Below are 21,621 nucleotides of genomic sequence, written 5' to 3' on the forward strand. Positions count from 1 at the left end.
CATTCCGCCGCGCCGCCGCGCCGGCCGCGCCGCCGCGCCGAGAACGTACCGCCGCCGTGAGCACGCACCCCGAACGGTGCGCTCTCGCCGCGACGGTACGTTCTCGGCGGGCGCGGGCGGGCCCCGGGCTCAGCCCAGCGAGATGCCGGTGATCGTCACGGGGGTCGCGGGGGCGCCGTCGGCCGCGCCGCCCTCGGCGCCTGCGGCGGCGACCTCGCGCACCACGGCGAGGCCCGCTTCGTCGAGCGTGCCGAAGACGGTGTACTTGGCGGGCAGCGGGGTCTCCTCGTAGACGAGGAAGAACTGCGAGCCGTTCGTGTTCGGTCCGGCGTTGGCCATCGCGACCGTGCCGGCCGGGTAGGTCTCACTGCCGTCGAGCTCGTCGGCGTAGTTGTACCCGGGGCCGCCGCGGCCGGTTCCCGACGGGTCGCCGCACTGCAGCACGAAGATCCCCGAGGTGGTCAGGCGGTGGCAGGGGGAGTCGTCGTAGTAGCCCTGTTCGGCGAGCGAGACGAAGCTGCCCACCGTGCACGGCGTGCGGTCGGCGTCGAGGGTCATGGGGATGTCGCCGGCCGACGTCTGCAGCACGGCGGAGACCTGGCCCGTCACCTCGGCCTCGGCGGGCGGGAGCTCGACGTCGCGCACTCCGCCGGCGGCCTCGACGTAGGCGCAGGCGCCATCCGGCACGGTCTCGGCGGTCGGCATCGTGTCGGGGTCGGCCGGCGCGGGCGACGATGCGCATCCGGCGAGAGCGAGGGCCGAGAGGACGAGGAGGGCGGAACCGAGGCGAGCGCGCATGGTCCGAGCCTACGGTCTCGGATGCCGCCTGACGGATACCGGGATCGACGCGATTCGGCCTCAGGGCGGTGTCGGGATGCCGGGCCTGGTCCGCGCGCGCCGCGAGTGGCACGATCAGACCGTGATGCCCGCGTCGCGGGCCGCGGAAGGGATGGCGATGGCTGACAGCACGGCGAGCGGTGCCGGGTTCTCCGACGAGGAGAAGGCGGCGATGAAGCAGCGGGGCGACGAGCTCCGTTCGACGAAAGGCCTGAAGGGCGCGGCCAAGCTCGCCAAGGAGCTCGAGGCCTGCATGGACGCGATCGATGCGCTCGCGTCCATCGACGGCGAGGTCGCCCGCATGGTTCACCGGATCGTGTCGGAGGAGGCATCCGACCTCGACCCGAAGACGTTCTACGGTTTCCCGGCCTACGCGCGAGCCGGCAAGGTCGTCATCTTCGTGCAGCCCAAGTCGAAGTTCGACACCCGCTACCCGACGCTGAACTTCGACGAGACGGCCACCCTGGACGACGGGTCGATGTGGCCGACCTCGTTCGCGATCGTCGAGGTCACTCCCGAGGTCGAGAGTCGCGTGCGGCAGCTGGTCCGCGCCGCGATCGACTGATCTCCGGCGCCGACCGCGTCGTCCGAGGTTCGCGCGTCACGCCGACCGCGACGATCGTCAGCAGTGCGGGTACGGCGAGGCCGAGCAGGGCCCCGGCGGCGACGTCGTGCAGGTAGTGCGCGCCCTCGAACAGCCGACCCGAGAGCACGATGAGCGCCGCTCCCACGGCCGCCCACGTGGCCCACGTCCGTCGCGCGGCGACGGCGATGACCCAGACCGCGCCCAGTGCGAGTACCGAGTGGTTGGAGGGGAAGGAGTAGTCCGTCGCATCGCAGGCCGTCAGCGCGGCCCAGCGGGTGCACGGGCGCGCCTGCATCAGGACCACCTTCACCATCTCGCTGGTCGCGTAGGCGATGACCACGCCGCCGGCTGCGGCGAGCGAGACGATGCGGTGCCGTGATCCGTCCCGGACGGCGAAGACCAACGACACGACCGTGCCGACGGCGAGGAGCGACAGGAAGACGTCCGATAGGTACGCGGTCGCCGGCAGGGCGAGCCCGGTGGTCATCGCCTCGCGTGTCACCAGGACGCTGAGGCTCGCGCCCCACCAGGGGATGAGCAGGACGGCCGCGGCGACGGCGGCGACGGCGGACAGCGGGAGTATCGACGATCGAGGGATGGCGGTGCTCACCTCAGCAACGCTAGAAAGCGGGCCGGCCGGCGGCATCCGCTCTCAGATGCACGTGCATCCTCCGGGAGGTGTATTCCTCGCTCAGGAGAGCAGGGCCTCGGCGCGCAGGGTGAGCGCGATCGCGACGAGGGTCGACAGCAGACCCGAGGCGAGCAGCAGTCCCGGATGCGCGAGGCCGATCACGATCTGGCGGGTGCGCGGCGCCTCGGCGAGGAAGTGCTCCGGGATGCGGTGGCGGGTGGGCACGGCTGACCAGCCGCGCAACCGCACGAGATAGCCGGCGTACCGGATGATCAGCACGCAGTACAGCAGCACGGTCACCGGCGGAACGATGCGCGCGAAGAGGTCGGCGGCGGTGAGCCAGGCCGTCTCGATGTTCGTGCCGCTCTCATCGGCGAGCTGCACGGCGATCGCGCCGCCGATCACGACCGAGCCGAGCCAGAACACGAAGGCGCTGAAGAGGGCGAGGAACCGCGCGAAGAAGTGGGTCAGGATCGACGGCTCGTACTCGAGGTGCGACCTCGGCGTCTGCGACAGGACGATGAGCGTCGCCACCAGCGGAGGCAGCGCGGCCGTGAGGGTGAGGGTCGCGCGCAGCCAGTGCGGGCCGCCGAGGAGGTCGCAGACGATGAGCACGACGACCACGGTCATCATCCACACCAGACCGAGAGCCGTGGGGTGCGCCGTGAGGAACGAGGGATGGTGCTCCTCCAGCCGAGCCCCGGCTCGCTCGACGAGGCGTCGTCCCCGATCGTTCGTCGTCACGGGTGGATGCTATCGCCGGCGACGCCCGGGCGGTGGTATCGCCGGTGTGGGGATACGCGGCGGAGACAGAATGCGCGGAGTTAGGCGTAGATGGACCCGGGGGTTGCGCGCTCGGGCGTTGATGCGGATAAGGTCACAGAAGATAAATCATCCTCGGGGGAACAGTGGATTTTCAGGACCGTCTTGCCGCGCTCGCAAACAAGGTGTCGAATCAGGCGTCGATTATCGGCACCGAAGAGGCGACGAAGAACGCATTCGTCATGCCGTTCATCTCCTCGATCCTCGGCTACGACGTTTTCGATCCCCTAGAAGTGGTGCCTGAGTTCACCGCGGACGTTGGCATCAAGAAGGGTGAGAAGGTCGACTACGCCATCATGCGCGACGGGGAGGTCCAGATCCTCATCGAATGCAAGGCTTCTTCTGGTGTGCCAAAAATCGAGCACGCTTCACAGCTCTTCCGCTACTTCTCGACGACGAACGCGCGGATCGCGGCGCTCACCAACGGGGTCATCTGGCAGTTCTTTACCGACCTCGATGCTCCGAATCGCATGGATGCGAAGCCCTTCCTCGTACTGGACCTGCTCGATATCGACGACACCCTGATCGCCGAGGTCCAGAAGCTCAGCAAGGACAGCTTCGACCTCGAGTCGATCATCAATGCCGCTGAAGAGCTGAAGTACGTCGGTGCGCTGAAGCGTGAGATCGCGGGCCAGTTTCGTGACCCGAGCGATGAGTGGATCAAGTTCTTCGCCCAGCGCGTCTACGAAGGCTCCTACACCGCACGCGTTCGCGAGCAGTTCACGGCCCTTGTGGCGAAGGCTGCGCGTCAGTTCCTCACTGAGAGCGTCAACGACCGCCTGAAAACCGCGCTCGGCGCCGGTGTGGCAGTCAAGGTTCCCGAGCAGGATGCCCCCATCCCCACGAGCGAGGTTGCGGTACAGGACGATCTGGATCGCGACACGGAGATCGAGACGACGCTCGAGGAGTTGGAGGGTTACCAGATCGTCAAGGCGATTGCGTGTGGTGAGACGAAGCCGCAGCGGGTGACCCACCGTGACGCGAAGAGCTACTTCGCCGTGCTCCTGGATGACAACAACCGGAAGCCCATTGCCCGGCTGCACTTTAACTCACGCCAGAAGTACATCGGCCTGCTCGATGTAGACAAGATTGAAACGCGCCACCCGATCGACGGCCTCGATGATATTTACGAGCACGCTGATGCGATCCGCGAGGCGGTCGTCCGTTACCGCTGAGCTGCGCTGGGCCAGCGATGGGGCTATCGCCGGCGACGCCCGGGCGGGCAGGGAGTAGCCTGGGCGTGTGAGTACCGTCCGTCTGCCGATGCCCTCTGGGCGTGAGGGGGTCTCCGGCGCGCTCAGCGCCGGTGGCACAGGCGCGGCATCCTTCGTCCTCCTCGCCGGTTGATCCGGCGCGCGTCGCGTCGACTCTCGTCCGCGATGCGCTCTCCCGGTCCCGGGCGACGGCTCCGTCGTCCCGGGATGATCCGCTCACGATCGTCCGCTCGCTGCCCGTTCCGGGCGTCGACGCGGCGGTGGTGCGCGAACGCGTATTCAGACAGGACCCTTCCATGTTCGCCCTCACGGCCAAAGCCATCCGCTCCTCGTTCATCAACGTCTCGCTCCGCGAGCGCAACTCCCTCGTCGTCCCCGCCGATCTCGGCGACGTCGACTGGTCGACGCGTGACTATTACGGATGGCGCGACCCGAAGACCCCGCTGCTCGGTTTCGTCGTCGCCGAGATAGACGGCGAGGCCGTCGGCCTGCAGCTTCGCCAGGCCGACCAGGCCACGCGCACGCGTCCACAGTGCTCGTGGTGCTGCGACGTCACCCTCCCCAACGAGGTCGTCTTCTTCGCCGCGAAGCGTGCGGGCAAGGCCGGACGCGCAGGCAACACCGTCGGGACCCTCCTGTGCTCCGGGTTCGAATGCTCGCGGAACGTCCGCCGTCTCGACCCGCCGCCCTATCTCGGGTTCGACGCCGCAGCAGCGCGTGATCGACGCATCGCGATGCTGCAGACCAACGTCGACGCGTTCTTCCGCGACCTTCGTGACGGACAGTGAGGGAACGCAGCTGACCGACGTCGCGGTGTCATGGGAGCAACCGATCGACGAATTCGTCGATCGCCGTGTCGGCTGACAGCCCTGTGTCGATCGGCGCGGTGAGGTGATCGAGCATCAGCCCATCGATCGCGTAATGGAAGAGAGCGATCTCGGTGCGCTCCCCAGGCAGACCGGCAGCCCTGTGGAACGCGACGTCGTCGTGGAACGCCCGCTGTCGCCAGGCCGTCAGGGCCAGGGCGACAGCGGGGCGCCGTGCGGCTTCGAGCCGAAGCTCGAAGAGGGCGAGCGGCACCTCCGGGTCGGCGCTGAGCCGTCGCACGATGTCGCGCATGTACTCGGCGAACAGCGCTCGGTCCGGCACCAGCGCAGCGCGCGAAGCGATCGTGTCGGGGTCGGGCGTGAGACGCTCGCCGATGCGGTCGACGAGTGCGGAGATCAGGTCGTCGCGCGTCGAGAAGTAGTTCGAGGTCGTGCCGCGCGGCGTACCGGCCGCGGCGTCGACGGCACGGTGAGTGAGGCCGCGGGCCCCCTCTCGGGCGAGCACCCGGATGCCGGCGTCGGCGAGTGCGGAGCGTCGTTCGTCGTTGCGGACCATGGCGCTCATGCTATTCGAACCACGGCTTCTGTAGTACTTTAACTACGACACCCGTCGTGATCGGAGAAGCCATGAGAGACCTCGTCTACTACGTCGCTGCCAGCATCGACGGGTTCATCGCCGACCCGGACGGCGGATTCGACGCGTTCGCCACCACGGGTGAGCACGACTCGGTGGTGCTCGGCGAGTACGCGGACGCGCTGCCCGCCCACGCCCACGCCGCGCTGGGAATCGAACCCCCGAGGACCCGATTCGACACGGTCGTCATGGGGTGGAACACGCTCACGCCCGCGCTCGATGCCGGTATCGCCAGTCCTTACCCTCATCTCCGTCAGATAGTCGCGAGCCGGCAGGCTCGCGAGGTCGACGCGAGCATCACCCTGACGGCAGACCCCCTCGCCACGGTCCGCAGCCTGAAGGGCGAGGACGGTCTCGACGTCTGGCTATGCGGTGGCGGGCAGCTCGCCGGGGCGCTGCTGCCGGAGATCGACCGTGTCGTCGTCAAGCGCCACCCTGTCGTCTTCGGTGCCGGCATCCGGATCTTCGGCGGCGCAGCGTACGAGCCGCGCCCGTTCTCACTGGCCCGTACCTGCTCCTTCAAGACGGGCGTCGTCATCGAGGACTGGGTCTCCGCGACCGGGGCGTGAACACCTGCTCCGGGGGAGCACCGCGCTGATCGCCCCTGCGTTGCCCTGAAGAACGGCAGGATGGTGCGATGGAAGACCTGTACGCACGTCTGCGCATCCTCGAGGCGGAGCTTGACGACAACGGCTACGGAGACGTCGCGGGTCAGCTCCGGGACGCGGTCCTGACGGGCGCGACGGGCACCGAGATCCTCATGCAGGTGAGATGGGTTCTGCAGACCGACAGGGTGCGCGAAGCGCAACCGCAGCCCCTCAAAGCCCGGCTCGAGAGCGTGTGGACGGAGATCGACGCCCTGCTGCCCCGCTTCCCGGTCCGCTCCAAGGAGTTGCTCGAGCAGTGGCTTGCGGACTTCCTCGAGACGGAGGGCGTTCGCACCGCCTCGGCGTTCAAGGTGGCCGAACAGGACGGCTCCCTGGGGCGGGATACGGGCCTGGTCACCATGATCCCGATCAACACCCCGATCGAGGTCTACATGGAGCCGGCCGGTCTCGACCGGTCCGATTGGAAGGTCACGCTGACCGCGCGCGACGAGGACCTCCGGATCGATGGATGGCAGCTCGCCCGCTTCGCCGCCGAGATGCGCATCGCGTCGGAGCTGTGCATCTACCTCCAGTACCGCTCGATCAGGTGGGACCGGATGTCGGGCATGGGCTGACTCCACAGCCGCCGCGCCGCGAGCCCGCGCGTCGCCCCGTCACGAGACGAGCGCGACGGTCCCCTTCCGTCAGTGCGGCGAGTCGGCGACCGCAGTGGCGGGCGCGAAGGCCTCGGCGGCGACGGCGTCGAGGGAGAGGTCGAGGCTGGTAGCGACGGCTGCGACGATCGCGAAGGACGGCGTCGCGAGGCGGCCGGTCTCGATCTTGCGGAGAGTCTCGGGCGAGACGCCGGCGGCGCTCGCGATCTGCGTGATCGACCGATCGCCGCGGGCGCGCCGCAGGACGGTTCCGAGGCGGCGGCCGCGGTCGCGTGCTTCCGGGGTCAATGCCCGACGGACCATCATGCGCCCATCGTAGCGGTATAGTTTGACCGGTATTTGTATACCGCACCGGAAGGACGGTCGATGATCGAGATCTTCGCACCGCACGAGATCGACCGAGCCCGCGAGACGGGTGCGATCGTCGGCAGCATCCTGAACGAGCTGAAGTCGCGAGCGCGCGTCGGCGTCAACCTCCTCGAGATCGACGAGTGGGCCCGCCGGCTCATCGTCGAGAACGGCGCGACCTCCTGCTACGTCGACTACGCCCCGTCGTTCGGGCGCGGGCCGTTCGGCCACTACATCTGCACGGCCGTGAACGACGCCGTGCTGCACGGGCTCCCTCACGACTACCGCCTCGCGGACGGAGATCTGCTCACGCTCGACCTCGCGGTGATCAAGAACGGGATCGCCGCGGATGCCGCCATCAGCTTCGTCGTCGGCACGCCCCGCGACGCCGAAGCCCTCGCCCTCATCGACGCGACCGAGCGTGCGCTCGCTGCGGCGATCGAGGTCGCCCGGCCGGGCAACCGGGTCGGCGACATCTCGCGCGCGATCGGCAACGTGCTGTCGGGTGCCGGCTACTCGATCAACACCGAGTTCGGCGGACACAGCATCGGGTCGGTCATGCACGGCGACCTCCACATCCCCAACAGCGGGCGGCCGGGGCGGGGCTACACGCTGCGCCCGGGCCTGCTGATCGCGATCGAGCCATGGGTGATGACCGACACCAAGGTGCTCGTCACCGACGCCGACGGGTGGACGCTGCGCAGCTCGACCGGATGCCTCACCGCCCACACCGAGCACACGATCGCCGTCACCGAGGGCGCTGCCGAGATCCTGACGCTGCCGCGCTGACGCGGATGCGGGAGGTCAGGCCGACGGGCGACCGGATGCTGCGTCGACGGCGCGCTCGCGACGCCGGGTGATCCAGACGGTGAAGAAACCTACCGCGACGAAGGCGATCGCGATGACGACGACGTAGGCGGCGACCATGCCCCAGCCGCCCGGATTGTTCGGGTTGAGGAACGGGTAGGGGTACCAGTACGGCTGGCCATTGGCCGGGTTGGTGACGAGCGGGCCGCGGATGAGCGTATACGCCACCCAGAGCAGCGGGAACGCGATCACGACCCACACCGTCTGCCACCGCAGTGCTCGCCGGCGAGTGCCGATCAGCAGATCCAGCAGCAGGAAGATCGGGCCGATCAGGTGCAGCACCTCGTTCGACCACGGGACGGGCTCCGAGCCCTGCGGCAGCGTGATCCCGCGCAGGAGTGTGTTGTAGACGACGCCGGTGATGACCATGTACGTCGTCGCGCAGGCGAGCGCGGCCGAGAGCCCGAGTGACGAGAGGGCGGCGTCGGGCCGAGTCAGCGTGCGGATGCCCGCCGTCGCGAGGACGACCGCCGCGATGACGTTCGAGAGGATCGTGAAGAAGCTGAAGAAGTTCGCGAATACAGTCGCGACGTCGCCGCCGGTCTCGGCCGTGCGAGTCAGCGACACGGTCAGCTGGGTGATGACGGCTGCGACGATGACGATCGCCATCGCCAACCGCAGGACCGCCCATCCCGTCGCCTGTCTCGAGCTCTGCACGTGGGCACCCTATCGCTCGCAGGGTCAACGTGAACGCATGTGGCGCCCGTGCGGGATGTCGCGGGTCCGGACCACTAGCGTCGCCGTGCGGCATCCGCGGGCATGGATCGACGCCTCGACGCGTTGGCTCCGACGGCGGCCGTGACGAAGGCAACACGCGGCACGTGAGAGGACGAACCCGATGACCATCACCACCCCACCCGTTCTGGAAGTCGCTGACGTCCGCGATAACGCTGCTTGGCATTCGCTGATCGGGGCGCATGCCCATCTCGCGATCGGCGACGACCTCGTCCGGCGGTATCCCGACGACGTCGCCGGCTTCGTGGGCGTGCGCACATGGGATGACCCGGCGGTCTGGGACTCGCTCGCCGCGGTCGTCGGCTCGGGCAACGAGTTCAGCATCAGCACGCCCGACCGTGCGGACGCGCTCGGCACCGCCTCTGTGCCGGAACTGCCGGAGGGGTGGGACCGCACGTTCGGCGGAGCGGGAGTGCAGCTTGTCGAGACGGACCGTCTTCGCCCGCGGCCGGACGACGAGGCGATCGAGCTCGGAGAGGCGGATGTCGCCGACATGCTCGCGCTCGTCGAGCGGAATCGGCCCGGTCCGTTCCGGCCGCGCACCCACCTGCTCGGCCGGTACATCGGCATCCGCCGTGAGGGGCGGTTGATCGCCATGGCGGGGGAGCGCCTGCAGCCGGGCGAGTGGACCGAGATCAGCGCCGTCGCGACCGACGAGGCGTATCGCCGGCAGGGGCTGGCGTCGCGGCTGGTGCTGGATGTCGCGTTCCACATCCAGCAGCGAGGCGGACGCGCGCTGATGCATGCGGCCGCGTCGAACGTGAACGCGATCGCCGGCTACGAGAAGCTCGGCTTCGAGCTGCGGCAGCGGACGAACTTCACGGGCGTGCGAGTTCCCTGACGAGGGCGGTCGCTGTCCGGGGCGTTCACGCTGTCCGGGGCTTCCTCCCCACGTGGCGGGTCGGATGAGTTCTCATTCTTCGTACCTTTGTTCGACTCGAATGTCTGATCCTGCTGTCACGATGGGAACATGGCAGCGAACGGCAGCGGTGGTGCGGACGGTGGCGAGGTCTCGCCGCACGGCCCCGCGATCGCGGCGTACGGCGAGGCGCTCGCGCTGGTGCATGACGCGGATGTCGCGTCGGTGCGGGCTCTGGCTGAACTGGGCCGGTCGGCGTTGCGTGAAGCGCGCCGTGAGGGTGTGCGCGGGATGGCGTCGGACATGGAGCTGCGCTCGGTCGCGGCCGAAGCGGCCGGCCTGGCACGGCGCAGCGACCGGCGCCTGCAGGCCGACATCGACCATGCGTTGACGATCGTCGATGACTACCCGGCCGTGTTCGAGGCGTGGGAGCAGCGGCGGATCACCCGCGACCACATCGAGGTGGTCGTCAAAGCGGGAACCGGGCTGCCCGATGAGGTGCGGGGCGAGTTCGAGGTCGCCGCGATCGCGGTCTGCGAGCGCGACATCGCGACGCGGGTCAAACCCGCCCTGCGGGCCCTGGCCGAGCAACTGCACGAACGCACCTTCACCGACCGGCACCGAGAAGCCGCCGCAGGCAGGTGCGTTCGGGTATCGCACGGTGCCGACGGGATGTCGGACCTCATCGCCACCCTCCCCACCGTCATCGCCGCCGGAATCCTCGACCGCCTCACGCAGATGGGACAGTCCGTGAAGGACGCCCGGGCTGAGGCGGCCGGCGCCGTGGCAGAGCCGAGCGCTCAGAGGCTGGATGCCCCGGGCGCGAGTGTCCATGCGGATGCCGCATCGGATGTTCGCTCGATGGATCAGCTGCGCGCGGACATCCTCAGTGACCTCGTCCTCGGCGGGGCGCCGGTGGTCGACCCGACCTACGGGGTCGACCGGGCCGGTGGGCTCGGCGCGATCCGCGCACGCGTGCAGGTCGCCGTGACCGCCGAGACCCTGACGGGTCGGGATGAGCACCCCGCCGAGGCCGTCGGCGCCGGGCTCATCGACGCCGAAACGGCACGACAGCTCGCCGGGCAGGTATCGGAGTGGGACCGGCTGTTCATCGACCCGGTCACCCGCACCCCCGTCGAGATCGACACCTACCGGCCCACTGCGGCGATGAAGAAACTCCTCACCGCGAGAGACCAGCACTGCCGGTTCCCCGGATGCCGACGAGCCGCGATCCGCTGCGAACTCGATCACACGATCGATTACGCCCTGGGTGGGCACACCCACATCTACAACCTCGCGCACCTCTGCCAAAGACACCACTCGATGAAGCAATTCACCAAATGGGAAGTCAGACAACTCGGCGGCGGAGTTCTGGAATGGACCTCACCCCTCGGGCGGGTCTACCGCGAAGACGTACCGATACCGGCGGTGTGCTTCACGATCGACACGGGCGACGCCATCGACACGGCGAACCCACCACCGGACCCCGCACCCGGTCAAGCCCCACTCGACGAACCGCCACCCTTCTGACGCCAGCCCTCCAACGTCAGCCGCGCTCGACGCCGACCATCCGACGCCGGCCATCTGACGCCATCCGCGCTCGACGCCACCCCTTTTGACGCCAGCCCACCGACGTCGGCCTTCTGAAGCTCCGCCTTCTGACGCTGGCCTTCTGGCGCTGGCCTTCGGGCGCCAGCCGTGCTTGATGCTCCCGGCCGTGCCTGATGCTCCCGGCCGTGCTCGACGCGGGCCGCGTTCATCGCGATGCTCTCCGGGTGCGTTGCCGACGCTAACGGGCACGCCGTTGGCTCGACGGCGCACGCTCTGCTCCGGCGCGAACGCGCGAACACGCACCCGCGCGCGCGTGCTGGGTCAGCTCCTCGAGCCGGCGAACGCAAGGGTGCCGCCGAGACCGATCATCATGACGCCGCCCGTCCCCGTGAGCGTCGACATGCGCCGCGGCGAGTCGGCGAACCAGGCGCGGGCCGTTCCCGCAGCCAGCGCCCACAAGCTGTCGCACGCGACCGCGAGCACCTGGAAGAGGAGGCCGAGCGCGAGGAGCTGCATCCAGATCGGACCAGCTTCGGGGGCGACGAACTGCGGCAGCACCGCCACGAAGAACGCGATCGTCTTCGGGTTGGTCATGCCGATGATGAACCCTTGGGCGAGCAGACGCATCGGCGAGGTCCGTTCGCCTCCCGGAGCGTCGACCCGCACATGGCGATGGCGGATCGCCTGCACACCCAACCACACCAGGTAGGCGGCGCCCACGAGTTTGATCACGGTGAACGCCGCGACCGACGACGCGACGATCGCGCCGACGCCGAACGCCACCGCGATCACAGCGGGCACGGTGCCGAGCGCGTTGCCGATGACACTCAGCACCCCGGCCCGGCGTCCCAACGCGATCGACCGCCCGATGACGAACAGCACGCTCGGCCCGGGAATCACGATGATGACGACCGCGGTGAGCAGGAAGGCCAGCAGGTTCTCGAACGGGATCACGAGCGAACGCTACTCCCTCGATGTTTCAGCCGTGCGGCGGGCGCTCGCCCGACCCGCGCTGCACCAGCGAGGTCGCGATCTCGACACGTCGCGGCGGCGCCGTGGGGCGGTCGATCCGATCGATCGCAAGCAGCGCCGCGGCTCGGCCGAGCGCGTGCGCATCGTGCGCGACGACGGAGATCCCCAACATCTCCGCGAGCTCGAAATCATCGAAGCCGATCAGCGCGCACGGCGAATCCAGGTCGCGCAGCGCCTGCAGCGTCGCCGTCGTCGCCCGGTTGTTCCCCGTCACGATCGCGGTCGGCGGCTCACTCGAACGCATCAGCTCGACGACGGCGTCGCGCGTGCTCGCCGACGGGTCGTCGCCGAGGCTCAACCAGCGATCGGTCGGGCTCACCCCCACCTCCGCGAGCGCGTCGCGGTACCCCGCCAGTCGCTCCCGCACCGTGTGCACCGACGCGGGATTCGCGACGAACGCAATACGGCGGTGTCCGAGGGCGGTCAGCGATCGCACGGCCTCTGCCATCCCGGCGCGATTGGTGAGCAGCACCGTGTCGGACAGCAGGTTCTCGAGAGGCCTGTCGACCCCGACGATCGGCGTGCCGAAGTGGCGCTCGCCCTCGAGGTACGACTGATCGTCCGCGACGGGGATCAGCAGCAGCGCCCGCACGCCCTGTGACAGGACCGCGTCGACCACGCGGCGCTCGGTCTCGGCCGAGTCATCCGTCGTGGCCAGCAGCATCGTGTACCCGTGCTGTGCCAGCTCGTACTCGATGCCCCCGGCGACGGAGAAGTAGAACGGGTTCTGGATGTCGCCGATCACGAAGCCCACGGTGCTGGTCACCCCGCCGCGGCGCAGATCGCGCGCGACGCGGTTCGGACGGAATCGCAGACGTTCCGCCGCCGCCTTCACCCGCTCGCGCGTGTCCGGACGCACCTGGTCCGAACCGTGGAAGACGCGCGAGACGGTTTTCGCGCTCACCCCCGCGAGTCGGGCGACATCCTGAATCGTCGCCCGCGTCGGATTCGGCATCCCTGCTCCCTCCGATGACAACGGTGGACATTCTATCTGTGCGGCGATACTTCACACATCGCAGGGTGGAGCGTAGAGTGACGTCGCTCAATGACAACGTTGACATCCGATGAGCTGGGGCAGAGGAGCTTTGGTGATCGATTCAGGATCCGGTGCGTCCGGACGGCCCCTGCTCGAGATGCGCTCCATCACGAAGCGCTTCCCCGGCGTCATCGCTCTCGCCGACGTGTCGCTCACGGTGCAGGCCGGAGAGATCCACGCGATCTGCGGCGAGAACGGCGCCGGCAAGTCGACGCTCATGAAGGTGCTCTCGGGGGTCTACCCGTACGGGACCTATGAGGGCGACATCGTCTTCGACGGGCAGGCGGCCCAGTTCCGCGACATCCGGGCGAGCGAGGATGCCGGCATCGCGATCATCCATCAGGAACTCGCCCTCATCCCCGAGCTGTCGATCGCGGAGAACATCTTCATCGGCAACGAGATCTCGCGTTTCGGCCGCATCGACTGGGACGCCTCGCGAGCCCGGGCACGCGAGCTACTCGAACGGGTCGGCCTGCGCGATGACCCGGCCACCCCCATCAAGCAGCTCGGCGTCGGCAAGCAGCAGCTCGTCGAGATCGCCAAGGCCCTGTCGAAGAACGTCAAGCTGCTCATCCTCGACGAGCCGACCGCCGCGCTGAACGAGAACGACTCGCAGCACCTGCTCGGCCTCATCACCGATCTGCGAGACCGCGGCGTGACCTCGATCATCATCAGCCACAAGCTCAACGAGATCGCCCAGATCGCCGACTCGATCACGATCATCCGCGACGGTCGGACGATCGAGACGCTCGACGTCCACGCCGGCGACGTCGACGAGGACCGCATCATCCGCGGCATGGTCGGGCGCTCGCTCGAGAACCGGTTCCCGCCGCGCGACGCGAAGATCGGAGAGGTCTTCTTCGAGGTGCGCGACTGGACGGTGCGGCATCCGCTGAACGCCGACCGGCTCGTCGCGAAGTCGTCGCACCTCACCGTCCGCCGCGGCGAGGTCGTCGGTCTCGCGGGCCTCATGGGAGCCGGCCGCACCGAGCTCGCGATGAGCCTGTTCGGCCGCTCGTACGGCCTCTACGAGGGCGGTCAGATCCTCATCGACGGCAAGCCCGTGACGCTCAAGGATGTGCCGTCGGCGATCTCGCACGGGCTCGCCTACGTCAGCGAGGACCGCAAGGTGCTCGGGCTCAACCTGCTCGACCCGATCCGGCGATCGGTGGTGTCCGCGAAGCTCCGCAAGATCGCGCCGCACGGCGTGCTGCACAAGGACGAGGAGCGCGCCGTCGCCGACGACTACCGGGGGAGGCTGCGCATCAAGACGTCGAACGTCGACAATGGCGTCTCGAAGCTGTCGGGCGGCAACCAGCAGAAGGTCGTCCTCGCCAAATGGATGTTCACCGATCCCGACCTGCTCATCCTCGACGAGCCCACTCGCGGCATCGACGTCGGGGCGAAGTACGAGATCTACTCGATCATCAACGACCTCGCCGCTCAGGGGAAGGGCGTGCTCCTCATCTCGAGCGAGCTGCCCGAGCTGCTGGGCATGGCAGACCGCATCTACACGGTCTTCGAGGGGCGCATCACCGACGAGATCGACGCACGCAGAGCCACACCCGAGGAACTGATGCGGAGCATGACCGCAGACCGTGGAAAGAAAGTGACCGCATGACTCAGCCCGACACCGCCCCCGTCCGCACCGGCGGGCTGGCCGACATCCGCAAAGCGTTCGGTGGCGGACAATCCACGCTGCGGCAGTTCGGCATCCTCGGATCGCTCGTGCTGATCATCCTCGTCTTCCAGATCTGGACCAACGGCCTGACGCTGTCGTCGGGCAACCTCATCAACGCGATCAATCAGAACTCCTACATCCTGATCCTCGCGATCGGCATGGTGATGGTCATCATCATGGGCCACATCGACCTCTCGGTCGGGTCGGTCGCCGCCTTCACCGGCATCGTCGTCGCCAAGTCGATGGCCGACTGGAACCTGCCGTCGTACCTCGCGATCGTGCTCGGACTCGTCGTCGGCGTGCTCATCGGCGCCTGGCAGGGGTTCTGGGTCGCCTACGTCGGCGTGCCGGCGTTCATCGTCACGCTCGCCGGGATGCTGATCTTCCGGGGCCTGAACCAGATCGTCGGGCAGTCGACGACCCTCGCCGTGCCCGCCGACTTCCAGGTGATCGGTGCCGGGTACCTGCCCGAGCTCCCCTTCATCCCGTTGCCGTTCAACGTACTGACCCTCGCGCTCGGCATCCTCGGTGCGCTCTGGATCGTCGTCAACGAGATCCGCCTGCGCCGGCGTCAGGTCAAGACCGGAGCCGAGTCGGCCCCGCTGTGGGTCTCGATCCTCAAGGTCGTCGTCGTGGGCGGCGTCATCCTCGTCGCCGCCTACCTCTTCGCGACCGGGCGACCGGGCACCGGGTTCCCGATCTCGGGCGTCATCCTCGTCGCCCTCGTCATCCTGTACTCGTTCATCACCAACAACACGACGTTCGGCCGGCGCATCTACGCCGTCGGCGGCAACCGTCTCGCCGCGACGCTGTCGGGGGTGAAGGATCGGCGCGTCGACTTCTTCGTGATGATGAACATGTCGGTACTGGCGTCGCTCGCCGGCATGATCTTCGTCGCCCGATCGGGCGCGTCCGGCCCGCAGGACGGCAACGGCTGGGAGCTCGACGCCATCGCGGCGGTGTTCATCGGCGGCGCGGCGGTCTCGGGCGGCATCGGCACCGTCATCGGCGCGATCATCGGTGGACTCGTGATGGCCTTCCTCAACAACGGGTTGCAGCTCGTGGGCACCGGCGCCGACCTCGTATCGGTCATCAAGGGCCTCGTGCTGCTGCTCGCCGTCGGCATCGACGTGCTGAGCAAGGCGACCGGGCGCCCGTCGATCATCGGCCTCTGGTCGGCACGCCGCCGAGCCCGCGCCGACGCCCCCACACCTCCGACTGTCTTGCCGACCGCCGGAACCAATGAGACCAGTCAGCCCGTCGATGCCGGTCGTCGATGACGACACCGCTCGCTGATGGCTCTCCGCACCGAAGAAAAGAGATGAATGCAATGAAGAAGATCGCTCTCGCCGTCACCGCGCTCGCGGTCACGGCGCTGGCCCTGTCGGCGTGCTCCAACGCGCGCACCGACGCGGGCGCCGGCGGCGACGCCTCCGCTGCGGCGGGCTTCGCGGCCGACGCGACGATCGGCGTCGCCCTGCCCGACAAGACCAGCGAGAACTGGGTGCTCGCGGGCGACCTGTTCACGAAGGACCTCGAGGCCGCCGGCTTCAAGGCCGACGTGCAGTACGCGCCGGCATCGAACACGGTCGCCGAGCAGCAGAACCAGATCTCCGCGATGATCACGAACGGTGCGAAGGTCATCGTCATCGGCGCGAAGGACGGCAAGCAGCTGGGTACTCAGCTCCAGCAGGCCGCCGACGCGGGCGTGACGATCATCGCGTACGACCGGCTGCTCGAGAACAGCGAGAACGTCGACTACTACGTGGCGTTCGACAACTTCAAGGTCGGACAGCTGCAGGGGCAGGCGCTGCTCGACGGGCTCGAAGCTCGGTCGGGCCATGGCGCGCCCTGGAACATCGAGCTGTTCTCCGGGTCGCCCGACGACGCGAACTCGGCGGTGTTCTTCAACGGCGCGATGGACGTGCTGCAGCCGAAGATCGACGACGGCACCCTCGTCGTGAAGTCGGGTCAGGACGAGATCGCCCAGACGGCGACGCAGGGCTGGAAGGCCGAGAACGCGCAGAGCCGCATGGACTCGATCCTCACGTCGACCTACAGCACCGACACGCTCGACGGCGTGCTCTCGCCGAACGACACCCTGGCCCGTGCCATCCTCACCTCGGTGAAGCAGGCGGGCAAGGATGTCGCGACCTTCACGGTCACCGGTCAGGACTCGGAGGTCGAGTCGGTGAAGTCGATCATGGCCGGCGAGCAGTACTCGACCATCAACAAGGACACGACGCTGCTGGTCGAGCAGACGGTCAAGATGATCGGCGAGCTGCAGCAGGGCAAGGATGCCGAGGTCAACGACACCGAGCAATACGACAACGGCGTGAAGGTCGTTCCGGCTTACCTGCTCGAGCCCGTGATCGTCACGAAGGAGAACGCGGCAGAGGCGTACGCCAACGTCCCGAGCCTCCTCGAGATCGTGCAGGCGGCGCAGTAGCCCGAAGCGCTCTCGGAACCGGCCCCCAGCTCTCTCACTGGGGGCCGGTTCCTCGTGTTACGCCGTATCTCTCTTCGTGTCGTCGTGTGAGCGGATGCCGCGACACCGGGCTCCTCCGAGTCCTACTGTCGTGCGATCCGCAGCCTCCGCTGCATCCGCGACGTCCCGAGGAGATCCGCATGACCGACACCGTCTCGCGCGTCGACCGCACCGTCGACGATCCCGCGTCGACCGCGCAGCGCGTCGACCTCGGCGACATCCCCGTCGTGCGCACGCGGCACTGGTTCCGCTGGGCCATCGCCGCGATCATCGTGTTCGTCGTGGCGCAGTTCCTGTGGTCGCTCGTGACGAACGAGAACTACGAGTGGGGCTACTTCGCGCAGTACTTCTTCTCCGACCCGGTGCTGCAGGGACTCGGCCTCACCCTCGTCTACACGGCGGTGTCGGCGACGATCGGATTCCTGCTCGGAACGGTGCTCGCGCTCGCGCGGCTCGCCAAGTCGCCGCTGCTGAACGCGGCGTCGTGGAGCTTCATCTGGTTCTTCCGCTCCGTTCCCCTCGTCGTGCAGCTCGTGGTCTGGTACAACCTCGGCTACCTCTATCCGACGCTCGGGCTCGGCACGCCGTTCACGACCGACTTCTGGATCGTGGAGTTCCCCACTGTCCAGCTCATCAGCGCCTTCGCGGCGGGCGTGCTCGGTCTGAGCCTGCACCAGGCGGCCTACTCCGCCGAGATCATCCGCGGCGGTCTGCTGTCGGTCGACCAGGGTCAGCTCGAGGCGGCCGCGGCGCTCGGCATCCCGCCGCGTCGGCGGCTCAGCCGCATCGTGCTGCCGCAGGCCATGCGATCGATCGTCCCCAACGCCACCAACGAGGTGATCGGGCTCGTCAAGGGCACCTCGGTGCTGTTCGTCATCGCGATCCCCGAGCTGTTCTACGCGGTGCAGGTCATCTACAACCGCAACAGCCGCGTCATCCCGCTGCTGCTCGTCGCGGTGGTCTGGTACACGATCATCACCACGGTGCTCAGCATCCTGCAGTACTACATCGAGCATCACTACGCGCGGGGATCCGTGCGGGTGCTGCCGCCCACTCCCGTGCAGCGCGCGCGTCACTGGATCGCCGTGCAGTGGGCCCGCCTCGGCGACGACGCACCGGCGCCCCGCCCGCTCGCCCCCGGAGGAGAGTCATGACCATCGGTCTCGTCGAGATCCACAACGTCCACAAGAGCTACGGGGGCGTCGAGGTGCTCGGCGGCATCGACCTCACGGTCGAGCCGGGCGAGGTCGTCGCGATCCTCGGTGCCAGCGGCTCGGGCAAGTCCACGCTGCTGCGCACCATCAACCACCTTGAGACGGTCGACCGCGGATCGGTCACGGTCGACGGCGAGTTCATCGGCTACGAGCAGCGGAACGGCAAGCTCTACGAGCTGCGCGAGAAGGCCGTGCTCGAGCGCCGCACCCAGATCGGGATCGTCTTCCAGAACTTCAACCTCTTCCCGCACCTCACCGCCCTCGAGAACGTCACCGAGGCGCCCGTCGCCCTCGGGCGCCTGTCGAAGGACGACGCCCGCGAACTCGCCCTCGGGCTGCTCGACCGCGTGGGTCTCGGCGACAAGGCCGGCCACTACCCGCGGCAGCTGTCCGGCGGCCAGCAGCAACGGGTCGCGATCGCTCGTGCGCTGGCTCTCAAGCCGAAGGTGATCCTGTTCGACGAGCCGACGAGCGCCCTCGACCCCGAGCTCGTCGGCGAGGTGCTCGACGTCATCCGCGACCTCGCGCAGCTCGGCACGACGCTCATCATCGTCACTCACGAGATCGGCTTCGCCCGTGAGGTCGCCGACCGCGTCGTGTTCCTCGACGGCGGCCGGATCATCGAGCAGGGCCCGCCGACCGAGGTGCTCGTCGCACCGAAGCACCCGCGCGTGCAGGAGTTCCTCGCCAAGGTCCTCGCCTGAGCGCCTCCTCCCGTTCCCCCGCAATCCCCACCCGCACCCCACCCTTTCGAGAAAGACCCACAGCATGGCCATCAGCAAGAAGCAGGGCATCGCCGCCGGACTCGGCGTCGTCGCGGTAGCGGCGATCGTCGGCGGCATCGTCACCGCCGTGAACCTCAACCGGCCCGCCGAGGCCGAGGCCGCCGCGCCCGCGGCGACCACGGCGAACGTCGCGACCGACGACATCCACTGGGTGCACCTCGACGAGCCTGTCGCCGAGGCCGTCGCGGCCCTCGAGGCGAGCGGCTTCCAGCCCGTCGAGGAGGGGAAGCTGACCGTCGCCCATTCCGCGTACCTGCCCCCGCTCGGCTACATCCCCGAGGGCGAGACCGAGGCCGCCGGAACCGAGCCCAACATCGGATCACTCATCGCCGAAGCGCTCGGGCTCGAGTACAACCCCGTCGTCGTCGCGTGGGCCGATTGGCCCCTCGGCATCCAGTCGGGCAAATACGACCTCATCACCTCGAACGTCACCGTCACGGAAGAGCGCAAGGAGCTCTACGACTTCGCGAGCTACCGCGAGGACCTGCTCGGCTTCTACGTCCGCGCCGACAGCGACATCGACAAGATCGAAGAGGCCGCCGACATCTCCGGTCTGAAGATCGTCGTCGGCTCGGGCACCAACCAGGAGCAGGTGCTGCTCGCCTGGAACGAGGAGCTCGAGGCCGCCGGTGAGGCGCCGGCGGAGCTGCAGTACTACGACGACAACGCCGCCGCCGTGCTCGCGCTGCAGTCGGGGCGCGTCGACGCCACCTTCGGTCCCAACGCCACCTCGGCCTGGTCGGCGCGCGAGACCGGCGACACCAAGCTCGTCGGCCTCGTGCCGGGCGGCTGGCCGCAGACCGCGAACATCGCCGCGGCGACGGCGAAGGGCAACGGCCTGATCGAGCCCGTGTCGATCGCGATCAACGCCATCATCGAGGGCGGCCAGTACGACGAGGTCCTCGAAACGTGGGGCCTCGAGTCGGAGCGCATCGAGAAGAGCGAGATCAACCCTCCCGGCCTGCCGGCGTCATGATCGGGTCTCGGTGAGAGGTAGCGTCACCTCGTGACTTCGACCGCGACAGCGCTCACCATCCGGCTCGTCCGCACCGAGGAGTTCGCTCGGGCGGGCGAGCTGACCGCTCGCGCCTACCAGCACAGCTACGGCGGGCTCTCGGAGCAGTACCTCGCCTCGCTGCGCGACGTCGCCGGCCGCGTGCGGAGCGGCGACGTCTGGGTGGCCGTGGACGACGGCGGCGACCGGGACGGTAGCGGGGACACGGGCGACGGCGGGGAGAGGGCTCCTGACGGCGGGGGCGAGATCCTCGGGACCGTCTGGGTGGCCCGACCCAACCGGCCGCTGGCCGGCATCGCGCAGCCGGGCGAGACCGACTTCCGACAGCTCGCGGTCGCTCCCGAGGCCCGCGGACGCGGCGTCGGCGAGGCCCTCACGCGGCACGTCATCGAACTCGCCCGAGAGCGCGGCTCGCACCGCGTCGTCATGAACAGCGGGCCCGAGATGACCGCCGCGCACGCGCTGTACGCCAAGCTCGGCTTCTCGCGCCTGCCCGAACGGGAGGGCCGCATCGAGGTCGAGCCGGGCCGCTTCATCGAGCTGCTCGCCTTCGGGTACGACCTCGAGCCGTCGGGCGCCCCGGCGGCGGATGCCGGGGGACCGGCGCCGACGTGGGTGCTCCAGCACATCGACTACGACGACCCGCGCGCAGCCGCCCTCCGGGCTGAGATGGACCGCGAGGTCGGCCCGCGTTACGCCGACCGCTTCGACGAGACCGACCCCGAGGCCGCCGCCCGGTCGGCACGAGCGTTCGCCCTCGATCCCGCGACGATCGTGGCGACGGTGCTCGTGACGGATGCCGCGGGCGAGCCCGTCGGCCACGGCGCACTGCGAGACCTCGCGCACGACGGCATCCGCGACCTCGAGATCAAGCGCGTGTACGTGCACCCCCGGGCTCGCGGCCTCGGTGCGAGCCGTGCGCTGCTCGCCGAGCTCGAACGCATCGCGCGCGATCGGGGCGCGGCACGCGTCATCCTGCAGACCGGCGACCGCCAGCACGACGCCGTCGTCCTGTATGAGCGCCTCGGCTACACCCCGATCCCGATCTACGCGCCATACACCGACTACGCGTTCTCTCGCTGCTTCGCCAAGCCCCTGTAGGCCGCGCTGCCGCGCTGCCGCCGCCGAGCACGCACCGTTTCAGCGAGAACGCACGTCGCACCGTAGGTTCTCGCGACGACGGTACGTTCTCGCGGCA

General features: G+C 68.7%; 23 protein-coding genes. 15 read left to right on the top strand and 8 right to left on the bottom strand.

Going from position 1 to position 21,621, the window contains the following annotated elements:
- Positions 1–129: 129 nt before the first annotated feature.
- Positions 130–798 (bottom strand): peptidylprolyl isomerase, encoded by a 669-nt coding sequence (locus tag AA0Y20_RS03175; protein ID WP_412937381.1) that lies wholly within the window; start codon positions 796–798, stop codon positions 130–132.
- On the opposite strand from AA0Y20_RS03175, the gene AA0Y20_RS03180 reads away from it, so the two are divergent.
- Positions 797–1,402 carry a hypothetical protein gene (locus AA0Y20_RS03180; protein WP_412937383.1) on the top strand — a complete coding sequence of 202 codons (606 nt, stop codon included), beginning with the start codon at positions 797–799 and terminating at the stop codon, positions 1,400–1,402. The genes AA0Y20_RS03175 and AA0Y20_RS03180 overlap by 2 nt on opposite strands.
- On the opposite strand, the gene AA0Y20_RS03185 is transcribed toward AA0Y20_RS03180, so the two are convergent.
- Both AA0Y20_RS03185 and AA0Y20_RS03190 read right to left on the bottom strand, forming a co-directional pair.
- Positions 1,347–2,033 carry a phosphatase PAP2 family protein gene (locus tag AA0Y20_RS03185; protein WP_412937385.1) on the bottom strand — a complete coding sequence of 229 codons (687 nt, stop codon included), beginning with the start codon at positions 2,031–2,033 and terminating at the stop codon, positions 1,347–1,349. The two genes, AA0Y20_RS03180 and AA0Y20_RS03185, sit on opposite strands and share 56 nt — an antisense overlap.
- Before the next feature lie 81 nt (positions 2,034–2,114).
- A complete protein-coding gene (locus tag AA0Y20_RS03190; RefSeq protein WP_412937387.1) occupies positions 2,115–2,798 on the bottom strand; it encodes a hypothetical protein in 684 nt (227 codons plus the stop codon).
- 164 nt (positions 2,799–2,962) lie between these two features.
- Between AA0Y20_RS03190 and AA0Y20_RS03195 the strand changes: the two genes are divergently transcribed.
- Together AA0Y20_RS03195 and AA0Y20_RS03200 are read left to right on the top strand one after the other, a co-directional pair.
- On the top strand, positions 2,963–4,051 hold the full coding sequence (locus AA0Y20_RS03195; protein ID WP_412937389.1) for a type I restriction endonuclease: 1,089 nt from the start codon (positions 2,963–2,965) through the stop codon (positions 4,049–4,051).
- A 335-nt stretch (positions 4,052–4,386) separates the two neighbouring features.
- Entirely contained in the window at positions 4,387–4,878 is a 492-nt protein-coding gene (locus tag AA0Y20_RS03200; protein WP_412937390.1) for an FBP domain-containing protein, read from the top strand.
- A 28-nt stretch (positions 4,879–4,906) separates the two neighbouring features.
- On the opposite strand, the gene AA0Y20_RS03205 is transcribed toward AA0Y20_RS03200, so the two are convergent.
- Positions 4,907–5,473, bottom strand: a complete 567-nt coding sequence (locus AA0Y20_RS03205; protein ID WP_412937393.1) for a TetR/AcrR family transcriptional regulator — start codon at positions 5,471–5,473, stop codon at positions 4,907–4,909.
- 71 nt (positions 5,474–5,544) lie between these two features.
- Between AA0Y20_RS03205 and AA0Y20_RS03210 the strand changes: the two genes are divergently transcribed.
- Both AA0Y20_RS03210 and AA0Y20_RS03215 read left to right on the top strand, forming a co-directional pair.
- Complete coding sequence (locus tag AA0Y20_RS03210) at positions 5,545–6,120, top strand: dihydrofolate reductase family protein (protein WP_412937395.1); 576 nt, start codon at positions 5,545–5,547, stop codon at positions 6,118–6,120.
- Positions 6,121–6,188: 68 nt separating this feature from the next.
- Positions 6,189–6,773 (top strand): hypothetical protein, encoded by a 585-nt coding sequence (locus AA0Y20_RS03215; protein ID WP_412937396.1) that lies wholly within the window; start codon positions 6,189–6,191, stop codon positions 6,771–6,773.
- 69 nt (positions 6,774–6,842) lie between these two features.
- Here AA0Y20_RS03215 and AA0Y20_RS03220 read toward each other — a convergent pair whose 3' ends face one another.
- Positions 6,843–7,115, bottom strand: coding sequence for a helix-turn-helix transcriptional regulator (locus tag AA0Y20_RS03220; RefSeq protein WP_412939694.1), 273 nt, complete (start codon positions 7,113–7,115; stop codon positions 6,843–6,845).
- Between the two features lie 63 nt (positions 7,116–7,178).
- Here AA0Y20_RS03220 and map point away from each other — a divergent pair, with 63 nt between their 5' ends.
- Positions 7,179–7,949, top strand: a complete 771-nt coding sequence (map, locus tag AA0Y20_RS03225) for a type I methionyl aminopeptidase (RefSeq protein ID WP_412937398.1) — start codon at positions 7,179–7,181, stop codon at positions 7,947–7,949.
- A 15-nt stretch (positions 7,950–7,964) separates the two neighbouring features.
- On the opposite strand, the gene AA0Y20_RS03230 is transcribed toward map, so the two are convergent.
- Entirely contained in the window at positions 7,965–8,684 is a 720-nt protein-coding gene (locus AA0Y20_RS03230; RefSeq protein WP_412937401.1) for a Pr6Pr family membrane protein, read from the bottom strand.
- 181 nt (positions 8,685–8,865) lie between these two features.
- Between AA0Y20_RS03230 and AA0Y20_RS03235 the strand changes: the two genes are divergently transcribed.
- Both AA0Y20_RS03235 and AA0Y20_RS03240 read left to right on the top strand, forming a co-directional pair.
- Positions 8,866–9,603 (top strand): GNAT family N-acetyltransferase, encoded by a 738-nt coding sequence (locus AA0Y20_RS03235; RefSeq protein WP_412937403.1) that lies wholly within the window; start codon positions 8,866–8,868, stop codon positions 9,601–9,603.
- Between the two features lie 129 nt (positions 9,604–9,732).
- Entirely contained in the window at positions 9,733–11,151 is a 1,419-nt protein-coding gene (locus AA0Y20_RS03240; RefSeq protein WP_412937405.1) for an HNH endonuclease, read from the top strand.
- A 342-nt stretch (positions 11,152–11,493) separates the two neighbouring features.
- Here AA0Y20_RS03240 and AA0Y20_RS03245 read toward each other — a convergent pair whose 3' ends face one another.
- Together AA0Y20_RS03245 and AA0Y20_RS03250 are read right to left on the bottom strand one after the other, a co-directional pair.
- On the bottom strand, positions 11,494–12,126 hold the full coding sequence (locus AA0Y20_RS03245; RefSeq protein ID WP_412937407.1) for a LysE family translocator: 633 nt from the start codon (positions 12,124–12,126) through the stop codon (positions 11,494–11,496).
- 25 nt (positions 12,127–12,151) lie between these two features.
- Positions 12,152–13,159, bottom strand: a complete 1,008-nt coding sequence (locus AA0Y20_RS03250; RefSeq protein WP_412937410.1) for a LacI family DNA-binding transcriptional regulator — start codon at positions 13,157–13,159, stop codon at positions 12,152–12,154.
- 109 nt (positions 13,160–13,268) lie between these two features.
- On the opposite strand from AA0Y20_RS03250, the gene mmsA reads away from it, so the two are divergent.
- From mmsA to AA0Y20_RS03285, 7 genes are all read left to right on the top strand, one after another.
- The gene (gene mmsA / locus AA0Y20_RS03255) at positions 13,269–14,861 is read left to right on the top strand and encodes a multiple monosaccharide ABC transporter ATP-binding protein (RefSeq protein WP_412937411.1); all 1,593 of its coding nucleotides are present in this window, start codon (positions 13,269–13,271) and stop codon (positions 14,859–14,861) included.
- On the top strand, positions 14,858–16,201 hold the full coding sequence (gene mmsB, locus AA0Y20_RS03260; protein WP_412937414.1) for a multiple monosaccharide ABC transporter permease: 1,344 nt from the start codon (positions 14,858–14,860) through the stop codon (positions 16,199–16,201). Before mmsA ends, mmsB begins: the two co-directional genes overlap by 4 nt.
- A 50-nt stretch (positions 16,202–16,251) precedes the next feature.
- Positions 16,252–17,370 carry a substrate-binding domain-containing protein gene (locus tag AA0Y20_RS03265; RefSeq protein ID WP_412937416.1) on the top strand — a complete coding sequence of 373 codons (1,119 nt, stop codon included), beginning with the start codon at positions 16,252–16,254 and terminating at the stop codon, positions 17,368–17,370.
- 179 nt (positions 17,371–17,549) lie between these two features.
- Positions 17,550–18,563: an amino acid ABC transporter permease gene (locus AA0Y20_RS03270; protein WP_412937417.1), complete on the top strand. Its 1,014-nt coding sequence runs from the start codon at positions 17,550–17,552 to the stop codon at positions 18,561–18,563.
- The gene (locus tag AA0Y20_RS03275) at positions 18,560–19,327 is read left to right on the top strand and encodes an amino acid ABC transporter ATP-binding protein (RefSeq protein WP_412937419.1); all 768 of its coding nucleotides are present in this window, start codon (positions 18,560–18,562) and stop codon (positions 19,325–19,327) included. The genes AA0Y20_RS03270 and AA0Y20_RS03275 overlap by 4 nt, the downstream gene beginning before the upstream one ends.
- A 64-nt stretch (positions 19,328–19,391) precedes the next feature.
- Entirely contained in the window at positions 19,392–20,384 is a 993-nt protein-coding gene (locus tag AA0Y20_RS03280) for an ABC transporter substrate-binding protein (RefSeq protein WP_412937422.1), read from the top strand.
- A gap of 30 nt (positions 20,385–20,414) precedes the next feature.
- Complete coding sequence (locus AA0Y20_RS03285; protein WP_412937424.1) at positions 20,415–21,524, top strand: GNAT family N-acetyltransferase; 1,110 nt, start codon at positions 20,415–20,417, stop codon at positions 21,522–21,524.
- Positions 21,525–21,621 lie beyond the last annotated feature (97 nt).

Origin of the sequence: Microbacterium pratiae (assembly GCF_047302165.1) — a bacterium.
Lineage (GTDB): Bacteria > Actinomycetota > Actinomycetes > Actinomycetales > Microbacteriaceae > Microbacterium.

Coding starts and splice junctions, on each gene's coding strand:
- AA0Y20_RS03180 (WP_412937383.1), top strand. CDS start 797: ATGGTCCGAGCCTACGGTCTCGGATGCCGCCTGACGGATACCGGGATC.
- AA0Y20_RS03175 (WP_412937381.1), bottom strand. CDS start 798: ATGCGCGCTCGCCTCGGTTCCGCCCTCCTCGTCCTCTCGGCCCTCGCT.
- AA0Y20_RS03200 (WP_412937390.1), top strand. CDS start 4,387: ATGTTCGCCCTCACGGCCAAAGCCATCCGCTCCTCGTTCATCAACGTC.
- AA0Y20_RS03205 (WP_412937393.1), bottom strand. CDS start 5,473: ATGGTCCGCAACGACGAACGACGCTCCGCACTCGCCGACGCCGGCATC.
- AA0Y20_RS03210 (WP_412937395.1), top strand. CDS start 5,545: ATGAGAGACCTCGTCTACTACGTCGCTGCCAGCATCGACGGGTTCATC.
- AA0Y20_RS03215 (WP_412937396.1), top strand. CDS start 6,189: ATGGAAGACCTGTACGCACGTCTGCGCATCCTCGAGGCGGAGCTTGAC.
- AA0Y20_RS03220 (WP_412939694.1), bottom strand. CDS start 7,115: ATGGTCCGTCGGGCATTGACCCCGGAAGCACGCGACCGCGGCCGCCGC.
- map (WP_412937398.1), top strand. CDS start 7,179: ATGATCGAGATCTTCGCACCGCACGAGATCGACCGAGCCCGCGAGACG.
- AA0Y20_RS03235 (WP_412937403.1), top strand. CDS start 8,866: ATGACCATCACCACCCCACCCGTTCTGGAAGTCGCTGACGTCCGCGAT.
- AA0Y20_RS03240 (WP_412937405.1), top strand. CDS start 9,733: ATGGCAGCGAACGGCAGCGGTGGTGCGGACGGTGGCGAGGTCTCGCCG.
- AA0Y20_RS03250 (WP_412937410.1), bottom strand. CDS start 13,159: ATGCCGAATCCGACGCGGGCGACGATTCAGGATGTCGCCCGACTCGCG.
- mmsA (WP_412937411.1), top strand. CDS start 13,269: ATGAGCTGGGGCAGAGGAGCTTTGGTGATCGATTCAGGATCCGGTGCG.
- mmsB (WP_412937414.1), top strand. CDS start 14,858: ATGACTCAGCCCGACACCGCCCCCGTCCGCACCGGCGGGCTGGCCGAC.
- AA0Y20_RS03265 (WP_412937416.1), top strand. CDS start 16,252: ATGAAGAAGATCGCTCTCGCCGTCACCGCGCTCGCGGTCACGGCGCTG.
- AA0Y20_RS03270 (WP_412937417.1), top strand. CDS start 17,550: ATGACCGACACCGTCTCGCGCGTCGACCGCACCGTCGACGATCCCGCG.
- AA0Y20_RS03275 (WP_412937419.1), top strand. CDS start 18,560: ATGACCATCGGTCTCGTCGAGATCCACAACGTCCACAAGAGCTACGGG.
- AA0Y20_RS03280 (WP_412937422.1), top strand. CDS start 19,392: ATGGCCATCAGCAAGAAGCAGGGCATCGCCGCCGGACTCGGCGTCGTC.